The sequence below is a fragment of the Lujinxingia sediminis genome, assembly GCF_004005565.1.
In the GTDB taxonomy this organism is placed as follows: Bacteria; Myxococcota_A; Bradymonadia; order Bradymonadales; family Bradymonadaceae; genus Lujinxingia; species Lujinxingia sediminis.
The window spans coordinates 20,273-38,711 of the sequence record NZ_SADD01000008.1; the positions used below are offsets into that span (position 1 = coordinate 20,273).

Here is an 18,439-nt window from a genome sequence, read left to right on the forward strand (position 1 = left end):
CACGGCGGGTTGAAGAACTCAGACGTAGAAGGCACGGGCCTGCTCGACGAAGGCCTGCGCGAGGACGATGTGAGAGGCCGGAAGCAGGAGCGGATCGACCTGCTCAAGCATCGTTTTGAGCTGAGCAGGAGTCAGGTGCTCGCAGAGGCTTGTGCGCCCGACCGGGTAGCCCAGAAGCTCACGGGCGATGACGTCGGCCACGGTGGGATGGGCCAGCTCGCCGCGCTCACGCGCGCTGAGAATGATCGCCAGCAGGTTGAGATGAATGGCCGCATCGAGAGGCTCGGAGGGGGTGCCGGGAGCCGAGGGGCGGTCGCCAAGAAGATCCCGTAGATGCTGGTCCACAGGCCCCTCCCAGGTCTCGGGAAGGAAGGAGGTAAGCGCGTCTTCGAGGGCCTCAGGGGTAAAGCTCTGGCGAGCGCTCAGGATGGGGGAGGGGACCATACCCATGTGGCGGAGCGTTGCATGCACATCGGCCGGGCTAAGCCCGGAGCGAAGGCTCGCAAGCGAGGGGGCCAGTGTGGCGAGCAGGAAACGATCGCTGAGGAAGGTGCCTCGGGCACGCGAGAAGATGACGGCAAAGCCACAGGCATCCAGCCATTCAAAGAGGTGACCCGGTGCGCGCTCGCAGTTCGAAGGCAGGCGCACCTCCAGCAGGGGGCGGGTGCCGGTGCCGGGGAGCGCGCGCTCGTTGGCCTCCAGGGTAAGTCGGGGAAGAGGGCGACGCAGCTGGAAGACCTCGTTATCGGGCAGCGCGGTGGGTGGTGCGCCGCCGTGGATCGCCATGGCGAGAGGTGGTGGTGCTCCGCTTTCGTCGGCGTCGCGGGTTGCGGCGTGGAGCAGCGAGAGCGGGGCGTCCGGGGCACTCGTATCGGCGTCGACACCTTGATAGCGGACGTGGCGAAGGGGCCGTGCGCTTAACTCCTCGAAGAAGGCGTCAGCGTGGGGATCGACGCCGCACTGAAGAGTAAGTTGAAGGGGGGCGCGCAGAGGGAGGCGGCGCACATGAACCCGCTCGGCGACCTGACGCAGGTAGAGAAAGGAGCGAGCTGCCTGAGCCTGCCGCTCCACCAGGGTCTCACCGGCGGCGGCGAGCTCCCGGCGGAAGTCGTCTTCGGTGGGCGGATGCGTGCCGCGATGTGCAGCGTGCACCATCAGATCGAGGCAGCGCGTGTAGATGCGGTGGTAGTCGTCGGGCAGGCCGGCGATGAGTGCGCGCGTTTCTTCGGTCACACGGGCGATGCGGTCGGTCGGCTCCGCCTGCGGGACGTGGGGTTGAAGTTGATCGCTTAGAATCCGCTGGATGAGTGCATCGAGGGCTGCGTCGATGCCATCAAGGGGGAGCACCGCGTCGACGAGACGGTACTCCAGCGCGCGCTTGCCCCAGAGGCGATGGCCCCAGAGCAGAAATCCCAGTCCCCGCTCAAGGCCCATCATCGGGGGCAGACGCTGGGTGCTGCCGAAGGCGGGGGTGTTCAGGTAGTCGGCGATCTCGGTCATGTAAAAGGTGGCGTCGGGGCTGTCGGTGGCCACCCGGAAGTCACAGTTGAGCGAGAACTCCACCCCGCAGCCGTAGCAGGAGCCGGTGACCAGGGCGATGGTGGGCACCGGACAGCGTTTGACGCTGGCGTAGGCGCGACGCAGCAGCGCGGTCATCTCAAAGATGCTCTCGGGGGACTGCACGGCGCTTGCCAACATCAGCTGCGCACCGTTGATAAAGCTGCGGGTCTTGGCGCTTTTGAAGACGAGCGCGCGGGTTGTCTGCGGATCAACGGAAGCCATCAACGCAATGAGCTCTTCGGCGGCGCGGGCGCTGAAGATGTTGACTTCGCTGCCCGGTGTATCCATCCGCACGTGCAGCACGCCACCGTCGTCGAGATGTGTCGAGAAGATTGGCGGGCTCATACGCTCACCACCTGGTCGAGGTAGTCGCAGAGCGAGCCCACGGTGAGGTCGGTGGGGTTGGAAGCGGATTCCACCCAGCGATTTAAGAGCACGGGCTGGCCTACGTAGCCCTCCAGCTCCAGGGTGAGCACGGTGATGGTGAGCGAGTCGAAGCCCAGGTCGAGCAGAAAAGAGTGGTCCTCGCGGATCGTCTCCGGAAGGGGGTTGCTTGCAGCGGCGCGAATTGCCTTTTCTACGGTGGAGAAAGACGCTCTCACGGTACACCTCGTGGGGGAGGATGGGCCTCGAAAGGCTCATCGCGTGGCCGAAGCTGGAAAGTGATGTTAGCGCCACCAGTATCGTGAGGGGGAGGGGTGATTTCAAGTTCTTTTTTTAAATTCTTAACGCTTGGTAAAAGTTAATATGGGTTGCGCTGCGAAGGCAGGCGCCCGACAGGGGTAGTCGGGTAGTTGTCTGACCGAGATGCGTGAGGGTGAACGTTGGTGGTGGGGTTAAGGTGTTGTTTTTTATGGGCTTTGTGTGTCCCTGGTTGCCTGTGGGTGAAAAAAGATTTTCCGAAAGTTGACGCTAAGCTTAAACGTCTCTAGAGTTGGGGCCGATGACGAACCAACTGATTTTTGTGCCAGGTCTGCTGCATTTTTTGCGTCTGCAGTTGACGGCTGGTTTTAGGTTAAGCGTGCTTCGCGTTATGGCGAGGTACGTCTTCGATATGCCATATAATCCTTCAGAAGTGGTGTATGTGCGATGTCTTTACCTCCCCGTCCCGAACTCTCGAGTGTGCAGCAGACCCTGCAGTGGATGACTCGCCCTTACGGGTTTTTAGAGGAGTGCGCCGCGGGGCTCGGTGAGACCTTCGCGCTGGACTTTCGGGGCTACGGCGTCGGGGTGATTTTCAGCAATTCGGAGGCCATTCAGGAGATTCTGGGAGGCGATCCGGAGGTCTTCTGGGCAGGCGCGGGAAATGGGATTCTGAAGCCCTTTCTTGGCGAAAACTCACTGCTTTTGCTGGAGGGAGAGCGTCACCGGCGCGAGCGTAAGCTCTTGATGCCGAGTTTTGGGCGCGGGAGAGTGCAGGCGTATGGAGAGCTGATTCATCGGGTGACCCGCGAGATCTGCAGGAGTTGGGCATTTGATGAGCCCTTCGCGGTGCGCCCCTCGATGCAGAAGGTAGCGTTTCGGCTAATCATTGAGATGGTGTTCGGGCCGGAGCGCACCGAGCGCAGGCGTCGACTCTCGCTGGCGTTCGCGGCGGTGCTGGACGATGAACTCTTTAACCTTGCCCTGCTCAGCCAGCGGGCCGGTGGCGAGGCCGCCGGGCAACGCTGGGCTCAATTTGTGGCGCAGCTCGATGAGCTCTCCGCCCTGATTTATGCCGAGATCGACGAGCGCCGCGCCATGGTCAATCAGGACCGTGGCGACATTCTGGCGGTGCTTCTGGAGGCCCGTGATGAGGAGGGCCAGCCGATGCTTCGCGAAGAGATTCACGACGAGCTGCTCACGCTGATGGCGACCGGGCATGAGTCGACGGCCACGGCCCTGGCATGGGGAATCTACTGGTTACTCAGCTCACCGGAGGTCTACGAGCGAGCACGTCGCGAGATGGTCGCGTTGGGGCCGGAGTGCACGGGGGCGCAGATCGCGAGCAGCGACTATCTGGAAGCGGTGGTCAAAGAAATCTTGAGGCTGACGCCGGTGATTCCGGTGATCGCTCGACAGGTTCAGCGTCAGGTCAGGGTGGGGGGCTTCACGCTGGAGCCGGGGATGGTGGCGATGCCTGCTATCTACCTGGCCCACCGGCGCGCGGAGGTCTTTGAAGAGCCGGAGCGCTTCTGGCCGGAGCGTTTTCTCGACCGCACCTACCGATCCCATCAGTTTTTGCCTTTTGGCGGCGGCGTGCGGCGTTGCATTGGTGCGAGGCTGGCGATGTACGAGATGAAAATCGTGCTGGGAACCCTGCTGCGAAACGTGCACCTGGAACTCGCCGGAGAGCGCGCGCTTCGGCCGGTGAGACGACTTGTGACGATTGCTCCTTCGGGAGGAACGCAGGTCGTGCGACGTCGTGAAGAGGTCATGGCAGGGCCGTGAGCGATCGCTGAAGTTACGCCGATCTGCGGTGTTTTAAGTGTCCTCACTATCGGCTCAAAGCGAAGGTGCGAAATCTCTTGATCGACGGCGACCAACCTGTCACCCTGAGGAGGTAAACCTTTACGAGACAAGTTGTCTGGCTCGCCCTGGCGAGCCTACGAAGCCCGAAGTGACAGGCGCGTTGCGTCTGCGTTTTGATGGCGTTGTTGTCCCTGGCTGCAGGAGGTCGAGATGCGTAGTGTACGTATGAAGACGGCGGTGGGTTCAAGCGTGTTGATGGCTGCGATGGCGTTGAGTGCAACGTCCTGGGCGCATGGGCCGTCGAACGGAGAGCCAGTTTGTCAGTCGATCAGTGCCTCGCTTAGAGCGACGTTTTTCGCGGAGGGCTGTGAGAGCGCGGTGGGGCTTTGTACCGCCGGCGAGCTGACGCAACGCGGGGGCCGAGTGGTCGGCTCAACGTATTATGTGGCCGATGGCATTGGTGGCGGTGTGATCGGTGAGGATAGCGTGGTGTTTCCGCCGGTGGAGCCGGCGACCACCTGGACCTACGCCGGTGTGCTCTCGCTGATCACCCCCTATGGCGAGCTTCAGAGCTCGGATGCGGGCATTCTCGATAACGCGGCCGGTATATTCACCGAGTTGAATCGGGTTCAGGGCGGCACGGGGATCTTTGAAGGGGCCAGCGGTACGTTTTACATCAACGGGACAACGCTGGCCGATGGCAGCGGCTTTGAGGCGGAGATCACCGGCGAGGTCTGTGTGACGAACTGGTGGTCGGCGATGAAGATGCGGCGGGTGTTTTTGCCCTGAGTTGGACGGCGTGTTCGGGATGCGCCGGGAGGCCGATGAGGGGCTTGCTCGCCGCATGACCTAAAGGCAGGACGGATGAGATGTTGCAGCAGGGCTGGCGGGCGCGAAGCGCTCGTCAGCCCCTTTTTATGCGCTCAGCCCTGACGCTCAGGGATAGGGCACGTGGCGAAACGCACGTAGCATCGACATGTGTGGTGCTCGACGGGGCTCGGGCGGGGGATGCACGCGCGTTTTTGGAGGAGGGGGCGCACGTACCGAGAGAAGAAGGGATCAAATCGACCGTGCGGGCTTGAAAGGTGGTCCGGCGAGTTGAAGATTGCGTCCAGTCAGGCGCATCGGGTTCTGTCAGGGCTTTGACGCGCGAGAGGAAGGTCGACGGACTGCAGAACAGGGTGGTGTGAGATGAAAGGGTTTCGCGGGTGGGTTTTGGTACTTGTGGCTTCGGCATGTGCGACGGGCTGTGACGGCGCATCGGGAGAGGGGGAAGGCAGCGTCGGAGGCGAAGCTCCCATGTTACAAGCCGAGGGGGAGGAAGGCAGTCGGGAGCGGGCCGAAGAGGAGGTGCCGATCGCGCCGACTCCAAAGGTGGAGGGGCCAGCCGGAGAACTTGCCGCGCGAGTCTATGAGGCGCATGGCGGGCAGCGATGGCCCCAGGTCGAAGAGCTGGGGTTTCGGTTCGTGGTCAAAAATAAGGGCGAAGAGAGTTTTGCAGCCAGCCATGATTGGAAGGTCTGGGAGGGCGTCGATCGGGTGCGCTGGACCGATGAAAATGGCGGGGAGTGGGACGTCACTGTCAACCTGGATGATGGCGTGGCCCGGGAGGCAAGTCGCGATGGGGAGGCGCTTGAGGGAGAGGCGCTGGAAGTTGCCGGTAAGAGCGCCTACACCCGTTGGATCAACGACGCCTACTGGCTCTTGATGCCGATCAAGGTCTTTGATCCGGGCGTTTCACTGGGCTACGAGGGGCCGGTTGAGCGCGACGGAGAGACATTGGAGGTGCTTGAGTTGAGCTTTGAGGGGGTGGGGTTGACCCCCGGAGATCGTTACCTGGTTCAGGTGGATCCTCAAAGCGACGAAGTTCGGGCCTGGGAGATGCATCTTCAGGGCGATCGTCCGCCGCAGCTTGTTTACTGGGATGACTATCAGGAGCTTGGGCCGCTGCGGCTTCCCGTGACGCGCAACTTTGAGGGCAGTGAGCGCCAGATCATCTTCGACGAGCTACGTGTGAAGTAGCCCGGCACCGCCACACCGGGGCAATTCGCCGCATCGTGCCGTTGCTGCATCCGGTCTAGTGTACTTCTGCAGCGCTGAGGTGGACTCAATGCGGAGGTGAGTGGTGTCCGAGCCAGTTGTGATTGTGGGAGCGGGGATCGGGGGGCTGAGTGCGGCGTTATGTCTCGCGCAACGCCAGTGCCCGGTAGTGGTGGTCGAGCGTTTCGCGGAGGTTCGGGAGGTCGGCGCCGGAATTCTGCTGGGACCGAACGCCTCCCGGGTGCTCTACGGATGTGGACTCGGCGAGGCGTTGGAGCGTGTGAGTGCTCCGATGACGCGAGTGGGCATCGGGGCGGATCGCGGGGAGCGTTTTGTTGAGAAAGAGGTCGAGGAGCAAGCTGACGCGCCCTTTCGTATGGTTCATCGCGCGCAGTTGCACGGCGTGCTCTATGAGGCGGTGATACAGCATCCGCTCGTGGAGGTTGAGCTGGGCCTGCCGGTGCAGGGATTTGAACAAGATCTCGAAGCGCGAGGCGTGCGGGCTCTCGGAAAGGGGCTGACGAGCCGGTGGGGTGTGGCGCTGGTCGGCTGTGATGGTCTTCACTCCGCGGTCCGCACACAGCTCCATCCCGGAGAGGTTGAGCCGGTCTATCACGGCTACACCTGCTGGCGAGGCATCACCTCCACCTTTGAACACGAGGGGTTCTCGCGCGGGATGTTGCTGGAGTTGCAGGGACGAGGGCTGCGCGCGGGAATGGGATATATCGATGAGGAGCGGGTCTACTGGTGGGCTACTGCCAACGCCCCGCAGGGAGAGCACGATGGCGAGGATGTGATTGAGGATCTGCAGCGGCGCTTCCAGGCTTTTCCCGACTACTTTCGAGCGATGATTGCTGCGACACCCCCTGCACAGGTGCTTCGCAACGACATCTTCGATCGTCCTCCGCTAAAGCGCTGGGGCGAAAAGAACGTGACGCTGCTCGGCGATGCAGCGCATCCGATGGCACCCAATCTGGGGCAGGGCGCGTGCTCGGCGATCGAAGATGCCGCGATGCTCGCCGCATGCCTGGGCGAGCTCTGGGAGGATGGCGCAACGCCGCAGCCGGAGGAGGTGGTCGCCTCATCGAGGCGTTATGAGGCCGGTCGACAAAAGCGCACTGCGACGTTGCAGCGCCTCTCCCGTCGTTTCGGCACGATCGGTCAGCTGGAGCATCCACTGGCGGTCTGGATGCGGGAGCAGGCGATGCGGTGGACGCCGCGGGCGATCCTGGATCGGCAACAGGCAGCGATCTGGGATTACCGCGTCGAGATGGATTCGGACCCGCGGTGAGGCGGGCGATCGATCGGCGGATCTGTTTCGGGTTGTCCCGGGGGGGGGAGCAGATCGGGCGCAAAACAAGAGGGTGTCGATGACCGAGGGTCAGTTTTTGGGGTGACCCTCGGTCAGATTCTGGTCCGGCAAAAATGACGGCGTCAGACTTTGGAGAATCCGGCGTCGGCGACCGGATCGAGCTGGGAGCTTGCGACTTCGGGGCCGTCTTCATCGAGCTCGACCATCGGTGTGGGCAGGCTGAGTTCGTTGGCGGAGTAGACCGCTTCGTACTTGATGGCGCTGGCCACATCCGGGGTGACGTGTTCGCAGATAAGGCGCACGGCTCGCTCTACGGTGGTCTTGCCAAGCGAGGTGATCTCGACGGCGCCGGAGTTCACCGAGAGGATGCCGCTGAGGTTTGGATCGGATTCCAGCAGGGCATAGACCTCATCACCAATGGCCTGACGGGCAACTTCGACCAGTCGGTTGAGCACGGTGGTCCAGGCCTGCAACTCTTCGGGGCTGCTGTGACGATCGTCGAGGATGTCCAGTCCCACCGGCAGGTTCCAGAGTCGGTCGATGTATTCTTTGACCCAGTGTCCCCGCAGCACGCGGCCGTGCTGGGGGGCGATGATTTCGACGGCCGGAGTCAGCTCGCGAATCTTGCTCAGGGCATAGCGTACCGCACCCTGGGTGGGCATATAGATCTGGTGGAAGGCGCGCATGCCGGCCCAGTCCGACTCGTCGACGTAAAGGCCTTCGGCGTCTTTGTCCGTGAGGCTGCCAAAGAGATCGCCGGTGAAGAGCACGCGGGTGGTCGGATCGTAGAGCATCATCGCGCCGACGAAGTGGCAGAAGGGGCTGGGGACCGGGCGCACGACATCGCCAGTGGGCAGCTTGATGCCGCGGGGAAAGCGCTCCAGGGCCACGAAGCGCTCGCGAGGCACGTTGTAATACTGGATCAGCCGCCAGGTGTCTTCGGTACAGAGCACGTGCGCGTGGGGGGTGTGTCGCCCCAGAAGCACGCCCACCGAGGAGCCGACGTCGGGGTCCTGGTGGTTGATGAAGATCGAGCTGAGGTTGTTGATCGTCCCGATGACACGTCCGACCTTGGCCTGCACCACGCTAAAGTCTTTGGTGGAGCCCGGGTCGATGATCAGGTTGAAATCCTCCTGCCCCTGCTCGCCGGGGAAGTGGCGCAGGTAGGGGTTGGCATAGAAGATCTCATTGGGGGGGCGCTTGCCGACCCAGTAGGTGTTGGGGGCGATCTCGACGGGCTCGGTCACGAGGTTGGGAGACGGGATGTTCATGGTCGGCTCGGCATGTGGGGGCGCGTAAGCGAAGGATCTCGACGAGGTTTTGGCGGTCGGGGCGGGGCGTTGCTGCTCGAGCCATTGCTCCAATTCTCCGGCAAGCTGGGAGGCGGAGGAGGGGCGCAGGTCGCGCTCGCGGGCCAGGGCGCGATCGAGGATGGTGACAAGTTTCGGGGCGGACGTAGACTGACCGAAGAGCTGAATCGAGCCCAGGGGGTCGTGGGGCTCGCTCATCAGGCGATGAGCCACAGCCAGCGGGGAGCGGCCCGGAAAGGGGAAGCGACCGCTGAGTGCGTAATAGAGCGTTACCGCGGCTGAATAGATGTCGGCGCGGGCATCCACCTCTTCACCACGCCACTGCTCGGGGGGCATATAATAAGGGGTGCCGACGACGGCGTGCTGAGCGGTAAGTTTCTGGGTGGCCTCGGTGTCTTTAACCAGGCCGAAGTCGAGGAGCCGCGCCCGATCGGTGGCGCTTTCGACGATGATGTTGTCGGCTTTGACGTCGCGGTGGAGCATCCCGTTGTGGTGGGCGTGCTCTAGCCCGCGCAAGACGCCGACGATGTAGGGGATGGCGCGCTCCGCCGGCAGCCGTTGTTGGCGGGTGAGGATGTCCTCAAGGCAGACGCCGTCGACGAACTCCATCACCAGGTAGTAGAAGTCCTTGTGCTGATCGGCGGTGATCACCCCGACGATGTTGGGGTGCTTAAGGCGCGTGGCGTGGCGGGCTTCCTGAAAAAATCGGCGAGTAAGCTGGTCATTTCCGACCCACTCGGGATGAAGGATTTTCAGGGCGAAGTCGCGATCAAGGATCTTGTGGTGGGCCAGGTAGACCTGTCCGGCGGCGCCTTCGCCGAGCTTGCGGATGACGTGGTACTGGCCCACGGCGCTGCCGGGGGGGAGGGTGTCGGTCTTCACAGCGTGATGCCTTTTTTGAGGAGGGATTTGGGGAAGGGAAGGAGGAGGGGCGGATCCCCCCCGGGAGGCCGCGACCCTCGGAGGTCGAAGCGAGGCTAGGCAAAGGTTGTGCCAGAGGTGCGTCAAGGTGGGAGAAGAGGAAAAAATGCAGAGGTTTTCCCGTAACATCGGGTAACAAAGAGATTGTAGAAGGCGGAAGTTTGCGCATATTTTGCGTGGTTCGCTGTCGGACGTACAAATTTGCGCCGGTAAGATCGGGTCTGCAATTTTGTCGGCCGGCGCTCGAAGGAGACGCCTTGCTTCGGTCATGTAGATGGCCAACACTAGCGCGGGTGCAGGTCTAAGGTTGGTTGCGGGCAGGGAAGTAACGTGCGGTGACGATGTCGGGATTCGCGCGAGAGCAGAAATGGAAGGCGGAGGAGAGGCCGATGAGGGTTGATGAAGCGAGCGATGGAGCGGGCTTCCGTGCCGGTGCGGTGGTTGCAGTGATGGTGCTGGCGTGGGGGTTCGGTGGAGGGATGGGCTGCGAGCGCGCTCCCGCATCCGAGGAGAAAGCCGAGGCGACCGAAGCCGTGGTGGAGCCGGGCGATGAGGCGGAGGAGGAGCACGATGAAGATCATGCCCACGATGAGGTGCATCTGGGCGCGCATATGTTTGAGATCGGGCGGCGCTACTCGGCGGTCTGGTATGCGGGGGAGGCGGGCAACAAGGCGATGGTCGACTACCAGATCCATGAGATCGAGGAGGTCATCGAAGAACTGCGCGAGGCCAGACCGGTGGAGGAGGGCGTGGACGTGGTCGACTACTTCGAGCGCAGTGTTCTGCCGAGCCTGGAGAGGATCGAGGAGGCGGTTGAGGCCGGTGATACCGCGACTTTCGAGCGGGAGTACGACGCGGTGATCACCCAGTGCAACGCCTGCCACACCGCGACCAAGCACGCGTTTATCGAGATTGGCCGGCCGGCGTTTAACCCCTACGCCAACGTGAAGATGGACGCGAAGTAAGCGGGGGAGGAGTGCCGCGGGCATTCCCGCCACAGGTTGAATGCGGGTGTGGGGCTGCCCTGTGATCGGTCGCCGGCGAGCCTCAGGAGTTTTCAACGGTACGGATCGTCGCGGGGCATCTCGACGTGTACGAAGGCGGCACCGGGGGGCTCGACGAGGTAGGCGATGATCGCGGCGCAATTTTTGCGGGGGCTCGCCTCCGGTGGCGAGGTGTTCACCAGCGGGGAGCTGGCCGCTGCAGCCGATGTAGAACGACGCAAAAAAGCCCGCCAAACTCAAAGTTTGGCGGGCTTTTTAAAGTCGGGGCGAGAGGATTTGAACCTCCGACCCCTTGCTCCCGAAGCAAGTGCGCTACCAGGCTGCGCTACGCCCCGACAAGGCGTTCACCGGCGACTGGCGCCGAGTGAGGACTGTATATAAGGGGGCGTTTGCGGAGTGTCAACCCGTACTCAACGTTCCGGTGAGATTTATCTCGGACGAGCGTGGAGACTCAGGAAAAGACGCAGGGCCCGCAGGTATTCGGTGCGGTTGGCATCGAAGATTGAGTTGTGGTCGCCGTGCTCAAAGATCGCCAGGCGCTTCTGGTAGGAGCGCGACCAGGCGTGCATGCGGCGGGCGTGGCTGACGTCGACAAGGTGATCGCGTAATGCGTGCATGATCAGCAGGGGCTTGCGAAAGGCGGCGAGCTTGGCTTCGTGGTCGAAGTAGCGCTGCGTCTCGCGCTGAACCTCGTCGAAGGTGCTGTCGAGGTCGGAGGGGCTCACGCGCAGGAGGACGCGCTCAAGCACATCGGCGATGCCGCTTTCCAGGACGAGGCCGGCGATCTGCGGGTGGCGATGAGCAAGTTCCAGTGCGTAGATCGAGCCGACGGAGCGACCAAAGGCAAAGAGGCGTTCGGGGGGCTGATCAAGGGCATCGACGACGGCGTCGACGTCGTCGAGCATGTTGATGAGCCCCGGGCTTCCTGTGGAGCCGCCGTAGCCGCGGTACTCAACGAAGAAGCTGTTCAGCCCGAAGCCAGCCAGCAGATCGGCCATCCAGGGGATATAGTCGGCGACGACTTCTCCGTTGCCGTGGAAGTGCACCAGGGTGTGGGCGTCGGGGTCATGCACGTAGCTGGCGCATGCCAGCCTGGTCTCGCCACTGTGCACAAAGGTGATCGTGTCGGGGGTGTCGGCGCGGGGGAAGAAATAACTGCGCGTGATACGGGGGTGGTCAAGGATGGAGGTGCTCATGGAGGGCCTGCAAAAGAGGGGAAACGCCGGTGTGCTCACGGCAACGTAGACGCGATCAGCCGCGTTTCGAGCGTCCGTAGTCGCGCGCCAGACGAAAGCCGGTGCCGACGGAGGTGGAGGTACCCGGTCGCAGCTCGCGTGAGGTCAGTCGGCAGTTCTCGGGGGTGGCAAACCAGAAGCCACCGCGGTGAGGATGGGTGGGGTGATCATCTGTGTCGATGATGTCGGCGCACCAGTCGCGGCTGTTGCCGGCGGCGCCTCGCAGCCCGTAAGGGCTCTCGTCGTCGGGGAAGGCCTCGACGGTGGTCGGGGCCTGCGCGCCGGAGTGGACCATATTGCACCAGGTCGGGTCGAGGAAGTCACCCCAGGGGTAGAAGCGGCCGTCGACGCCTCGGGCGGCTTTCTCCCACTCCGCTTCGGTCGGAAGTCGCCAGGGCTTGAAGGTGCGGGCGCTCTCCCAGGCGGCAAAGGCGCGGGCGCTGTGCCAGCTGACGTTGGTCACCGGCCAGGTGGCGACGTCGGGAGCCAGGGTGTCGTCGATGGCATAGTTGCCCATCGCGTCTTTGAGGTAGATCAAGCCGCCGCTCTGATGAACGGATCCTCCGGGGGCGTGCGTCTGTGCCTCATCGCTTCGACCCTGAGCGATGAGGTCATTGAGAAAGGTGAGGTACTCGCCATGCGTGACGGGATGCCGCCGGATCACAAAGGCGTCGGCCCAGATCACCTCTCGGGGAGGGCTGCTGCTGACGATGGGATCGCCGCCTTGCCAGAAGTAGCCGGCCGGCACGTAGATCTCGTCTTCGCTAAGCTCATCGGTGAAGGGGAGTTCGATGGGGCGAGGGCGATCGGTGCCGGGAGGGATGCCGGTCCAGCGATCCTGGCGCTCGATGACCAGGGGGTAGCGTACCGGCTGGCGGCCGGCGGCGTTGAGCACGACCAGGTAGCTGCCCATGGCCAGCTCGGTACCTATAAGGGGAGTGAAGCCCAGAAAACGTTTGAGGCCGGGAATCAGTCGCCGGTCTTTTTGAACGTAGCGAAAGATCTCCACACGCGCCCCGGGAGGATCGGTGAGCAGGTTAAGCTGCCCGTTGCCCGAGAGGTAGTCGTCGAAGCGCCCGGTGTTGTGGGCTCGGATGAAGATCTCAAGCGAGGTGGCGCGTGTCAGGTCGCGCTCAAGTTCGGCGCGGGCATGATCGTGCTGGTAGATGCCCGCCAGGCGGTCGTGCGCTTCGCCAAGATCGGGGACGTGGACCAGGGCTGACTCCAGATGACGCACGGCCTGGGCGCGCATCGCGCTGGCCTGACGATCAAGAAAGAGCGCTTCTTCTTCGAGCTCCCAGGCAGCGCGTTTCGTGTCGACCGGCGCGGTGTGGCTGAGTTGATCGAGACGCTGGCGCGATTCACGGCGTAGCCGGTCGGCTCGCTCGCGTAGGGCGCTGTGGCGGGGAATGAGTTCATCGGCCTGGGTCACCAGACTCAACGCCTGCTGACGGCGGTTGGCACCGTCGCGCCAGTCGCTGATGATCGTCGCGAGCGCGGCGGCGTCAGGGGGCCGGTGCTCGGGCTCGGGAGACATCGCGCGCAGACAGACGTCGATCAGGGCAGCCGGAGCTCCCTGGGCTTCACCCGGGGAGCGCTCCAGGCCCGCCATAACCTTGAGGATGATCGCCGTGGCGCTGGTTCCCTCAAAGGGAGGGGCGCCGTCGAGAACTTTGAAGAGGATCGCGCCCAGCGAGTAGACGTCCGCCGTCGGGCCGAGGCGGTCATGTTCGCCCCGGGCCTGCTCCGGTGACATAAACGCCGGTGTTCCTACGATGCTGCCCTGGTGGGTCTCGTAGATCGCCTCGATGTTGCGATCGGTCGTGACCTCGCTCTCGGTGTGTCCGAGCTCATGGTGCTCCTCGCTTCGCCCCCGGATCTTCGCCAGACCCCAGTCCAACACCTGCACCTCACCATAGTCGCCGACCATGATGTTGGAGGGTTTTAAGTCGCGGTGGAGGATACCGCGGGAGTGGGCATAGGCGATGGGTTCACAGGCGCGCAAGAAGATGCTGATCAGCGAGCGAAAGGTGCGATCCCAGTCCCGCTCGGCTGTGGGCAGGGCCTGAAACTCGGCGTGACGCTCGGCGATCACCTTCGAGAGGGTGCGCCCGCGCACCTCCCGCATCGCAAAGAAGATGCGGCCATCGGTCAGCCTGCCAAGCTCGTGCACCGGTACAATCCCGGGGTGATCGAGCTGAGAGGTGAGCTGAGCTTCGTCGATAAAGCGCGCCAGCGCGCCCGGATCCTCGACACGTTCAGGGCGAATGACCTTGAGCACCAGACGACGGTTGAGCGTCGGGTCGCGCACCCGATACACCTCCCCGCTGCCCCCGCGGCCAATCAGCCCCAGGTTGATGTAGCGGCCGATCGTCTGACCCACCTCCGGGGTATTATGGGGCGCCACCGCTCCGGGCATCACTCGCCGCTCAAAAGGCTGTGGGGTCGACGGCTGCGCCGGATCGGGAGGCTCGGGAGCGTGGGTAAGCGTGTCGGCTCCCGCGGACAGTTCCGCCGGGTTTTCATCGTGATGGGACATCGTGCAGGTCCACCGCAGTAGTATCAAAGCGTGCATTATGTTGGGTCGACTTCGACCCCTAGCTCGTTCGGGTGAGGAGCGAGTCTAGAGCATCGCCCGCACCCTTGCACGTCCTCTTCTTATCGGTGCGCCTTCTCGAAGGGGGTTTGCGGATCCTCGACCGCAGCCTCCGGGTGTGCAACCTTGCCGCCAGCGTCCCATCGGCTGGCGACGTGGCTTTCACGCAATAAACCGCCGCACCCGCCTGGTGTGGCCCCAGGAGTGATGATGAGTGAGACGATCCGAGTGGAGCGCCATGAGGGCGTGCTGGAGATTATCTTTGATCGCCCCGAGCGCAAAAATGCCCTGACGCTGGCGATGTACACCGAGGCCGCTCGCCATTTGCAGCTGGCCGGCGATGACGACGCCATCCGCTGCGTGATGTTGCGCGGGGAGGGCGGTCACTTCAGCAGCGGAAACGACCTCAAAGATTTTATGAACGATCCGCCGGTCGATGAAGACAGCCCGGTGTTCCGTTTTTTGCTGGCGCTGCGCCGCTGTCCCAAACCGGTGATCGCCGCGGTGGAGGGCTACGCCATCGGTATCGGGACCACGATGCTCCTGCACTGCGACCTGGTCTATGCCGCGACGTCGACGCGATTTCGTCTGCCTTTTGTGGAGCTGGGGCTTGTGCCCGAGGCCGGATCCAGTCTGATTCTGGGGCAGATCGCCGGACACCGCCTGGCCGCAGAGCTCCTTTATCTGGGCGACTTCTTCGATGGCGAGATGGCGCTTCGCTGCGGCATCGTCAACGAACTCGCTAACGATGGCGAGGTTGTGGCCCGGGCTCAAAAGGTCGCGGAGACGTTGGCGTCGAAATCACCCCAGGCGCTTCGCCTGACCAAGTCGCTGCTGCGTCGAGGGGATGAGCAGGAGGTGATTGAGGCGATGCGTGCTGAGGCCGCAATTTTTGCGGCTCGTCTGGGCTCGGAGGATTTTCAGGCGGCCGTCGCCGGATTTCTGGGCAAGAAATAAGCGTGTTGGCGAGCTCGTGATTCAGGATCCTCGCTGCCGTGATGCCTGAATGAAAGAGCCTCGCCCGGGCCGCTTTGCGGCCCGGGCGAGGCCGGGTTTTGAGGTGAGCCGGGGGACATGACTCACATCAGGAGGGCAGACCGCTGATCAGTACTCCTGAGGCGCACCGCTCTCGGAGGGCTCGGTGGTGCCGGGCTGCGTATCAGCCGGAGCGGCCTCGGGCGCGGCCTCATGCAACTTGCGCAGAGACTCGGTGATGTCCTTTTCGAACTCGTTGGTCTTATCACGAATCTCTTCGGCAGCGTCGGCGACGTCTTCCGTGCCGCCAGCGGCCATGCGGTTGGCCTCATCGCGCACCTGATCAAGTCCCTCCTGCACCTGCTGCCAGCCCTCACCATAGTCATTTTCGCCGGTGGGGCCGCCACCGTAAGGTTCGGTGGTCTCTTCGGAGGAAGGCGACTCCATGTCGCTTCCTGCGGGCTTATCGGTGCCCGACTCGGCCGGAGTGGTGCCCTGCTCGGCGGGTGCCGGCTCACCGGGCATCGGCTCGGAGGCCGACTGCTCTTCTTCGGCCGGGCCGCTGCCGTAGGGCTCGTTGGTCGGCTCGTTCTTGTCGGTGTTCATGTCACAGGCGGCCAGCGAGAGACCGCCGGCGAGCATAAGCGCCAGTAGGGCGCGTTGAATCGATGTTGAGCGCATGATGATACCTCGTGGCTCGGGTCTGTTGCGCGGCCCGATCGGTTCGTCGTGCTGCTCGATGCTCGATCCCGGCGAACGCCGCGCGTCTCCTGATAAAGCTAGGCTCGATAGGCGACCCACCAAATCTTCGTTTCGTTTTGAGGGGCTTGTCTGTGCCGATCGATCTTTTAGAATGCCGACCCCCAACGCCTCCCCGACCGCGCGGTACTCTCGCCGGTCGCAGGTGAGGGCCAGTTTTGAGGACAGAGGTAACACCAACCCTTTAGGAGAAGTTGTTATGGCTCAAGAGAAAGAGACGCGGGTCTTTGAGGCCGAGGTCAGCCAGGTGCTTCGGCTGATGATTCACGCGATGTACTCCAATAAGGAGGTCTTTTTAAGGGAGCTGGTCTCCAACGCCTCCGACGCCATCGATAAGCTGCGCTTTGAGGCGCTGGCCGATGCCTCGTTGCGCGCCGACCAGGGCGAGCCGGTCATCACCATCACGATCGATAAAGAGGCGCGCACGCTGACGATCGCCGATAACGGCATCGGCATGAGCCGTGATGAGGTCACGCGCAGCATCGGGACCATCGCCAGCAGCGGCACCCGCGAGTTTCTCGAGCGCTTGAGCGGTGACCAGAAAGCCGACGCCAACCTCATCGGTCAGTTTGGCGTGGGGTTTTACTCCGCCTTCATCGTCGCCGAGCGCGTCGTCCTGACCACTCGCCGTGCCGGCCATCAGGAGGCCGTGCGTTGGGAGTCGCGTGGCGAGGGGGATTACACCCTGGAGGCAGCCGAGAAGGCCGAGGTGGGCACCGAGATCGTGCTGCATCTTCGCGAGGACGAAGATGAGTTTCTGGAGCCGCTGCGCATCGAGACGGTGATCCGGCGCTACTCCGACCATATTTCCTTTCCCATTATGTTGGTGGAGACGCTCGAAGATGGGGCGGATCACGATGGCGCGGAAAAAGATCTCGAAGACACCCGCCAGCTCAACCAGGCCTCGGCCCTGTGGACGCGCTCCAGCGCGGAGATCAGCGAGGAGGACTACACTGAGTTCTACCGCCACGTGGCCCGCGCCTTCGATGAGCCGCTGACCCGGGTGCACACCACCGTGGAGGGGCGGCTCAAATTCACCCTGCTTCTTTTTGTGCCCTCCGCTCGCCCCTTCGATCTGGCGATGGGCGGTCAGGAGCGCAGCGGCGGCGTGAAACTCTACGTCAAACGCGTCTTCATCATGGATGAGGCCGAGGTCTTCTTGCCGCGCTACCTGCGCTTTGTGCGCGGGGTGGTCGACAGCGACGATCTTCCCCTGAATGTCTCCCGCGAACTTCTGCAGGATAACCGCGTGGTGCGCTCGATGCGTCAGACCGCGGTCAAGAAGGTGCTGGAGGCCCTCGAAGAGCTCAGCGCTGACGCCGAGAAGTACGCGACCTTCTGGAAGGCATTTGGCCCGATTCTCAAAGAAGGCGTGATTGAAGATGGGGATCGGCGCGAGCAGGTCGCCTCTCTGCTGCGTTTTGCCTCGACCTCCACCGAAGGTGCCGAGCAGACCTTGAGTCTCGCGCAGTACATCGAGCGGATGCGTCCCGGGCAGGATGCTATTTATTATGTTACGGCCGACAGCTATCAGGCGGCGCTGGCCAGCCCCCACCTTGAGATCTTTAAGGCGCGCGGGGTGGAGGTGCTCGTGCTCACCGACGCGGTGGATGAGTGGCTGGTCAACCACCTGAGTGATTTTGAGGGCAAGGCGCTGCGCTCGGTGGCGCGCGGGGCGCTCGACCTGGAGTCGCTTGGCGAGTCGAGTGAGGAGCAGACGAGCGAGGAGGGTGAGGATAAGGGCGACGCGGCCGAGAGCGAAGAGAGCTCCGAGTCGCAGGAGGCCCCGGCGCCCTGGCTCGGCGAGGTCGGTGAGCTTCTGGGCGAGCGCGTGCGCGAGGTGCGTCTCTCCAAACGACTCACCGATTCACCCTCGTGCCTGGTGCGCGAGGAGTGGGAGATTGGCGAGCGCATGCGGCGGATTCTTGAGCAGGCCGGGGAGTCGGTGCCTTCGAGCGCTCCGATTCTGGAGCTCAATGAGAAGCACCCGCTTGTGGCCCGTCTGGTCTCGGAGTCGGATAGCGAGCGTCGCCGTCGCTTTGCCGAACTTTTGCTCGATCAGGCCCGCCTTGCCGAGGGAGGTCAGCTCGACGCGCCGGCACTTTTTGTGCGGCGCCTCAATGATCTTTTGCTGGAGCTTCTGAGCGAAGATCGGGCTGAAGTCGACTAAGGTCGCCTGGCGAAATCCCCTTGTAGAACAGGGGGATGGGCTTTGTTTCGGGGCGTGGCGGTTTGGAGCAAGGCGGCAGGAGCTCGCCAGGGCTTTGAACTCGCCA

General features: G+C 63.2%; 14 protein-coding genes and 1 tRNA gene. 7 read left to right on the forward strand and 8 right to left on the reverse strand.

The window, feature by feature from the left end; genetic code table 11:
• Positions 1-18: 18 nt before the first annotated feature.
• Both EA187_RS13670 and EA187_RS20440 read right to left on the reverse strand, forming a co-directional pair.
• Positions 19-1,905 carry an enoyl-CoA hydratase/isomerase family protein gene (locus tag EA187_RS13670; RefSeq protein ID WP_164856266.1) on the reverse strand — a complete coding sequence of 629 codons (1,887 nt, stop codon included), beginning with the start codon at positions 1,903-1,905 and terminating at the stop codon, positions 19-21.
• Complete coding sequence (locus tag EA187_RS20440) at positions 1,902-2,162, reverse strand: phosphopantetheine-binding protein (RefSeq protein WP_164856267.1); 261 nt, start codon at positions 2,160-2,162, stop codon at positions 1,902-1,904. The genes EA187_RS13670 and EA187_RS20440 overlap by 4 nt, the downstream gene beginning before the upstream one ends.
• Positions 2,163-2,649: 487 nt before the next feature.
• Here EA187_RS20440 and EA187_RS13675 point away from each other — a divergent pair, with 487 nt between their 5' ends.
• The 4 genes from EA187_RS13675 (at position 2,650) to EA187_RS13690 (ending at position 7,342) form a co-directional block, all read left to right on the forward strand.
• Positions 2,650-3,990 (forward strand): cytochrome P450, encoded by a 1,341-nt coding sequence (locus tag EA187_RS13675; protein ID WP_127780627.1) that lies wholly within the window; start codon positions 2,650-2,652, stop codon positions 3,988-3,990.
• A gap of 231 nt (positions 3,991-4,221) precedes the next feature.
• The gene (locus EA187_RS13680; RefSeq protein WP_127780628.1) at positions 4,222-4,800 is read left to right on the forward strand and encodes a hypothetical protein; all 579 of its coding nucleotides are present in this window, start codon (positions 4,222-4,224) and stop codon (positions 4,798-4,800) included.
• Positions 4,801-5,310: 510 nt separating this feature from the next.
• A complete protein-coding gene (locus EA187_RS13685; RefSeq protein WP_127780629.1) occupies positions 5,311-6,033 on the forward strand; it encodes a hypothetical protein in 723 nt (240 codons plus the stop codon).
• A 103-nt stretch (positions 6,034-6,136) separates the two neighbouring features.
• A complete protein-coding gene (locus EA187_RS13690) occupies positions 6,137-7,342 on the forward strand; it encodes an FAD-dependent monooxygenase (RefSeq protein WP_164856268.1) in 1,206 nt (401 codons plus the stop codon).
• 143 nt (positions 7,343-7,485) lie between these two features.
• Here EA187_RS13690 and EA187_RS13695 read toward each other — a convergent pair whose 3' ends face one another.
• Positions 7,486-9,555, reverse strand: coding sequence for an oxygen-binding di-iron domain-containing protein (locus EA187_RS13695; protein ID WP_164856269.1), 2,070 nt, complete (start codon positions 9,553-9,555; stop codon positions 7,486-7,488).
• 428 nt (positions 9,556-9,983) lie between these two features.
• Between EA187_RS13695 and EA187_RS13700 the strand changes: the two genes are divergently transcribed.
• On the forward strand, positions 9,984-10,559 hold the full coding sequence (locus tag EA187_RS13700) for a hypothetical protein (protein ID WP_164856270.1): 576 nt from the start codon (positions 9,984-9,986) through the stop codon (positions 10,557-10,559).
• A gap of 92 nt (positions 10,560-10,651) precedes the next feature.
• Here the strand turns inward: EA187_RS13700 and EA187_RS20445 are convergent, their stop codons facing one another.
• From EA187_RS20445 to EA187_RS13715, 4 genes are all read right to left on the reverse strand, one after another.
• Positions 10,652-10,819, reverse strand: a complete 168-nt coding sequence (locus EA187_RS20445) for a hypothetical protein (RefSeq protein WP_164856271.1) — start codon at positions 10,817-10,819, stop codon at positions 10,652-10,654.
• Between the two features lie 40 nt (positions 10,820-10,859).
• Positions 10,860-10,933 (reverse strand) — tRNA-Pro (locus tag EA187_RS13705).
• Between the two features lie 93 nt (positions 10,934-11,026).
• Entirely contained in the window at positions 11,027-11,794 is a 768-nt protein-coding gene (locus EA187_RS13710; RefSeq protein WP_127780633.1) for an alpha/beta hydrolase, read from the reverse strand.
• Positions 11,795-11,849: 55 nt separating this feature from the next.
• Positions 11,850-14,372: a bifunctional serine/threonine-protein kinase/formylglycine-generating enzyme family protein gene (locus EA187_RS13715; protein WP_164856272.1), complete on the reverse strand. Its 2,523-nt coding sequence runs from the start codon at positions 14,370-14,372 to the stop codon at positions 11,850-11,852.
• A 267-nt stretch (positions 14,373-14,639) separates the two neighbouring features.
• Here EA187_RS13715 and EA187_RS13720 point away from each other — a divergent pair, with 267 nt between their 5' ends.
• On the forward strand, positions 14,640-15,386 hold the full coding sequence (locus EA187_RS13720) for an enoyl-CoA hydratase/isomerase family protein (protein WP_127780634.1): 747 nt from the start codon (positions 14,640-14,642) through the stop codon (positions 15,384-15,386).
• A gap of 147 nt (positions 15,387-15,533) precedes the next feature.
• Here the strand turns inward: EA187_RS13720 and EA187_RS13725 are convergent, their stop codons facing one another.
• Positions 15,534-16,085, reverse strand: a complete 552-nt coding sequence (locus tag EA187_RS13725; protein WP_115607013.1) for a hypothetical protein — start codon at positions 16,083-16,085, stop codon at positions 15,534-15,536.
• A 277-nt stretch (positions 16,086-16,362) separates the two neighbouring features.
• Between EA187_RS13725 and htpG the strand changes: the two genes are divergently transcribed.
• On the forward strand, positions 16,363-18,333 hold the full coding sequence (gene htpG, locus EA187_RS13730) for a molecular chaperone HtpG (protein ID WP_127780635.1): 1,971 nt from the start codon (positions 16,363-16,365) through the stop codon (positions 18,331-18,333).
• Positions 18,334-18,439 lie beyond the last annotated feature (106 nt).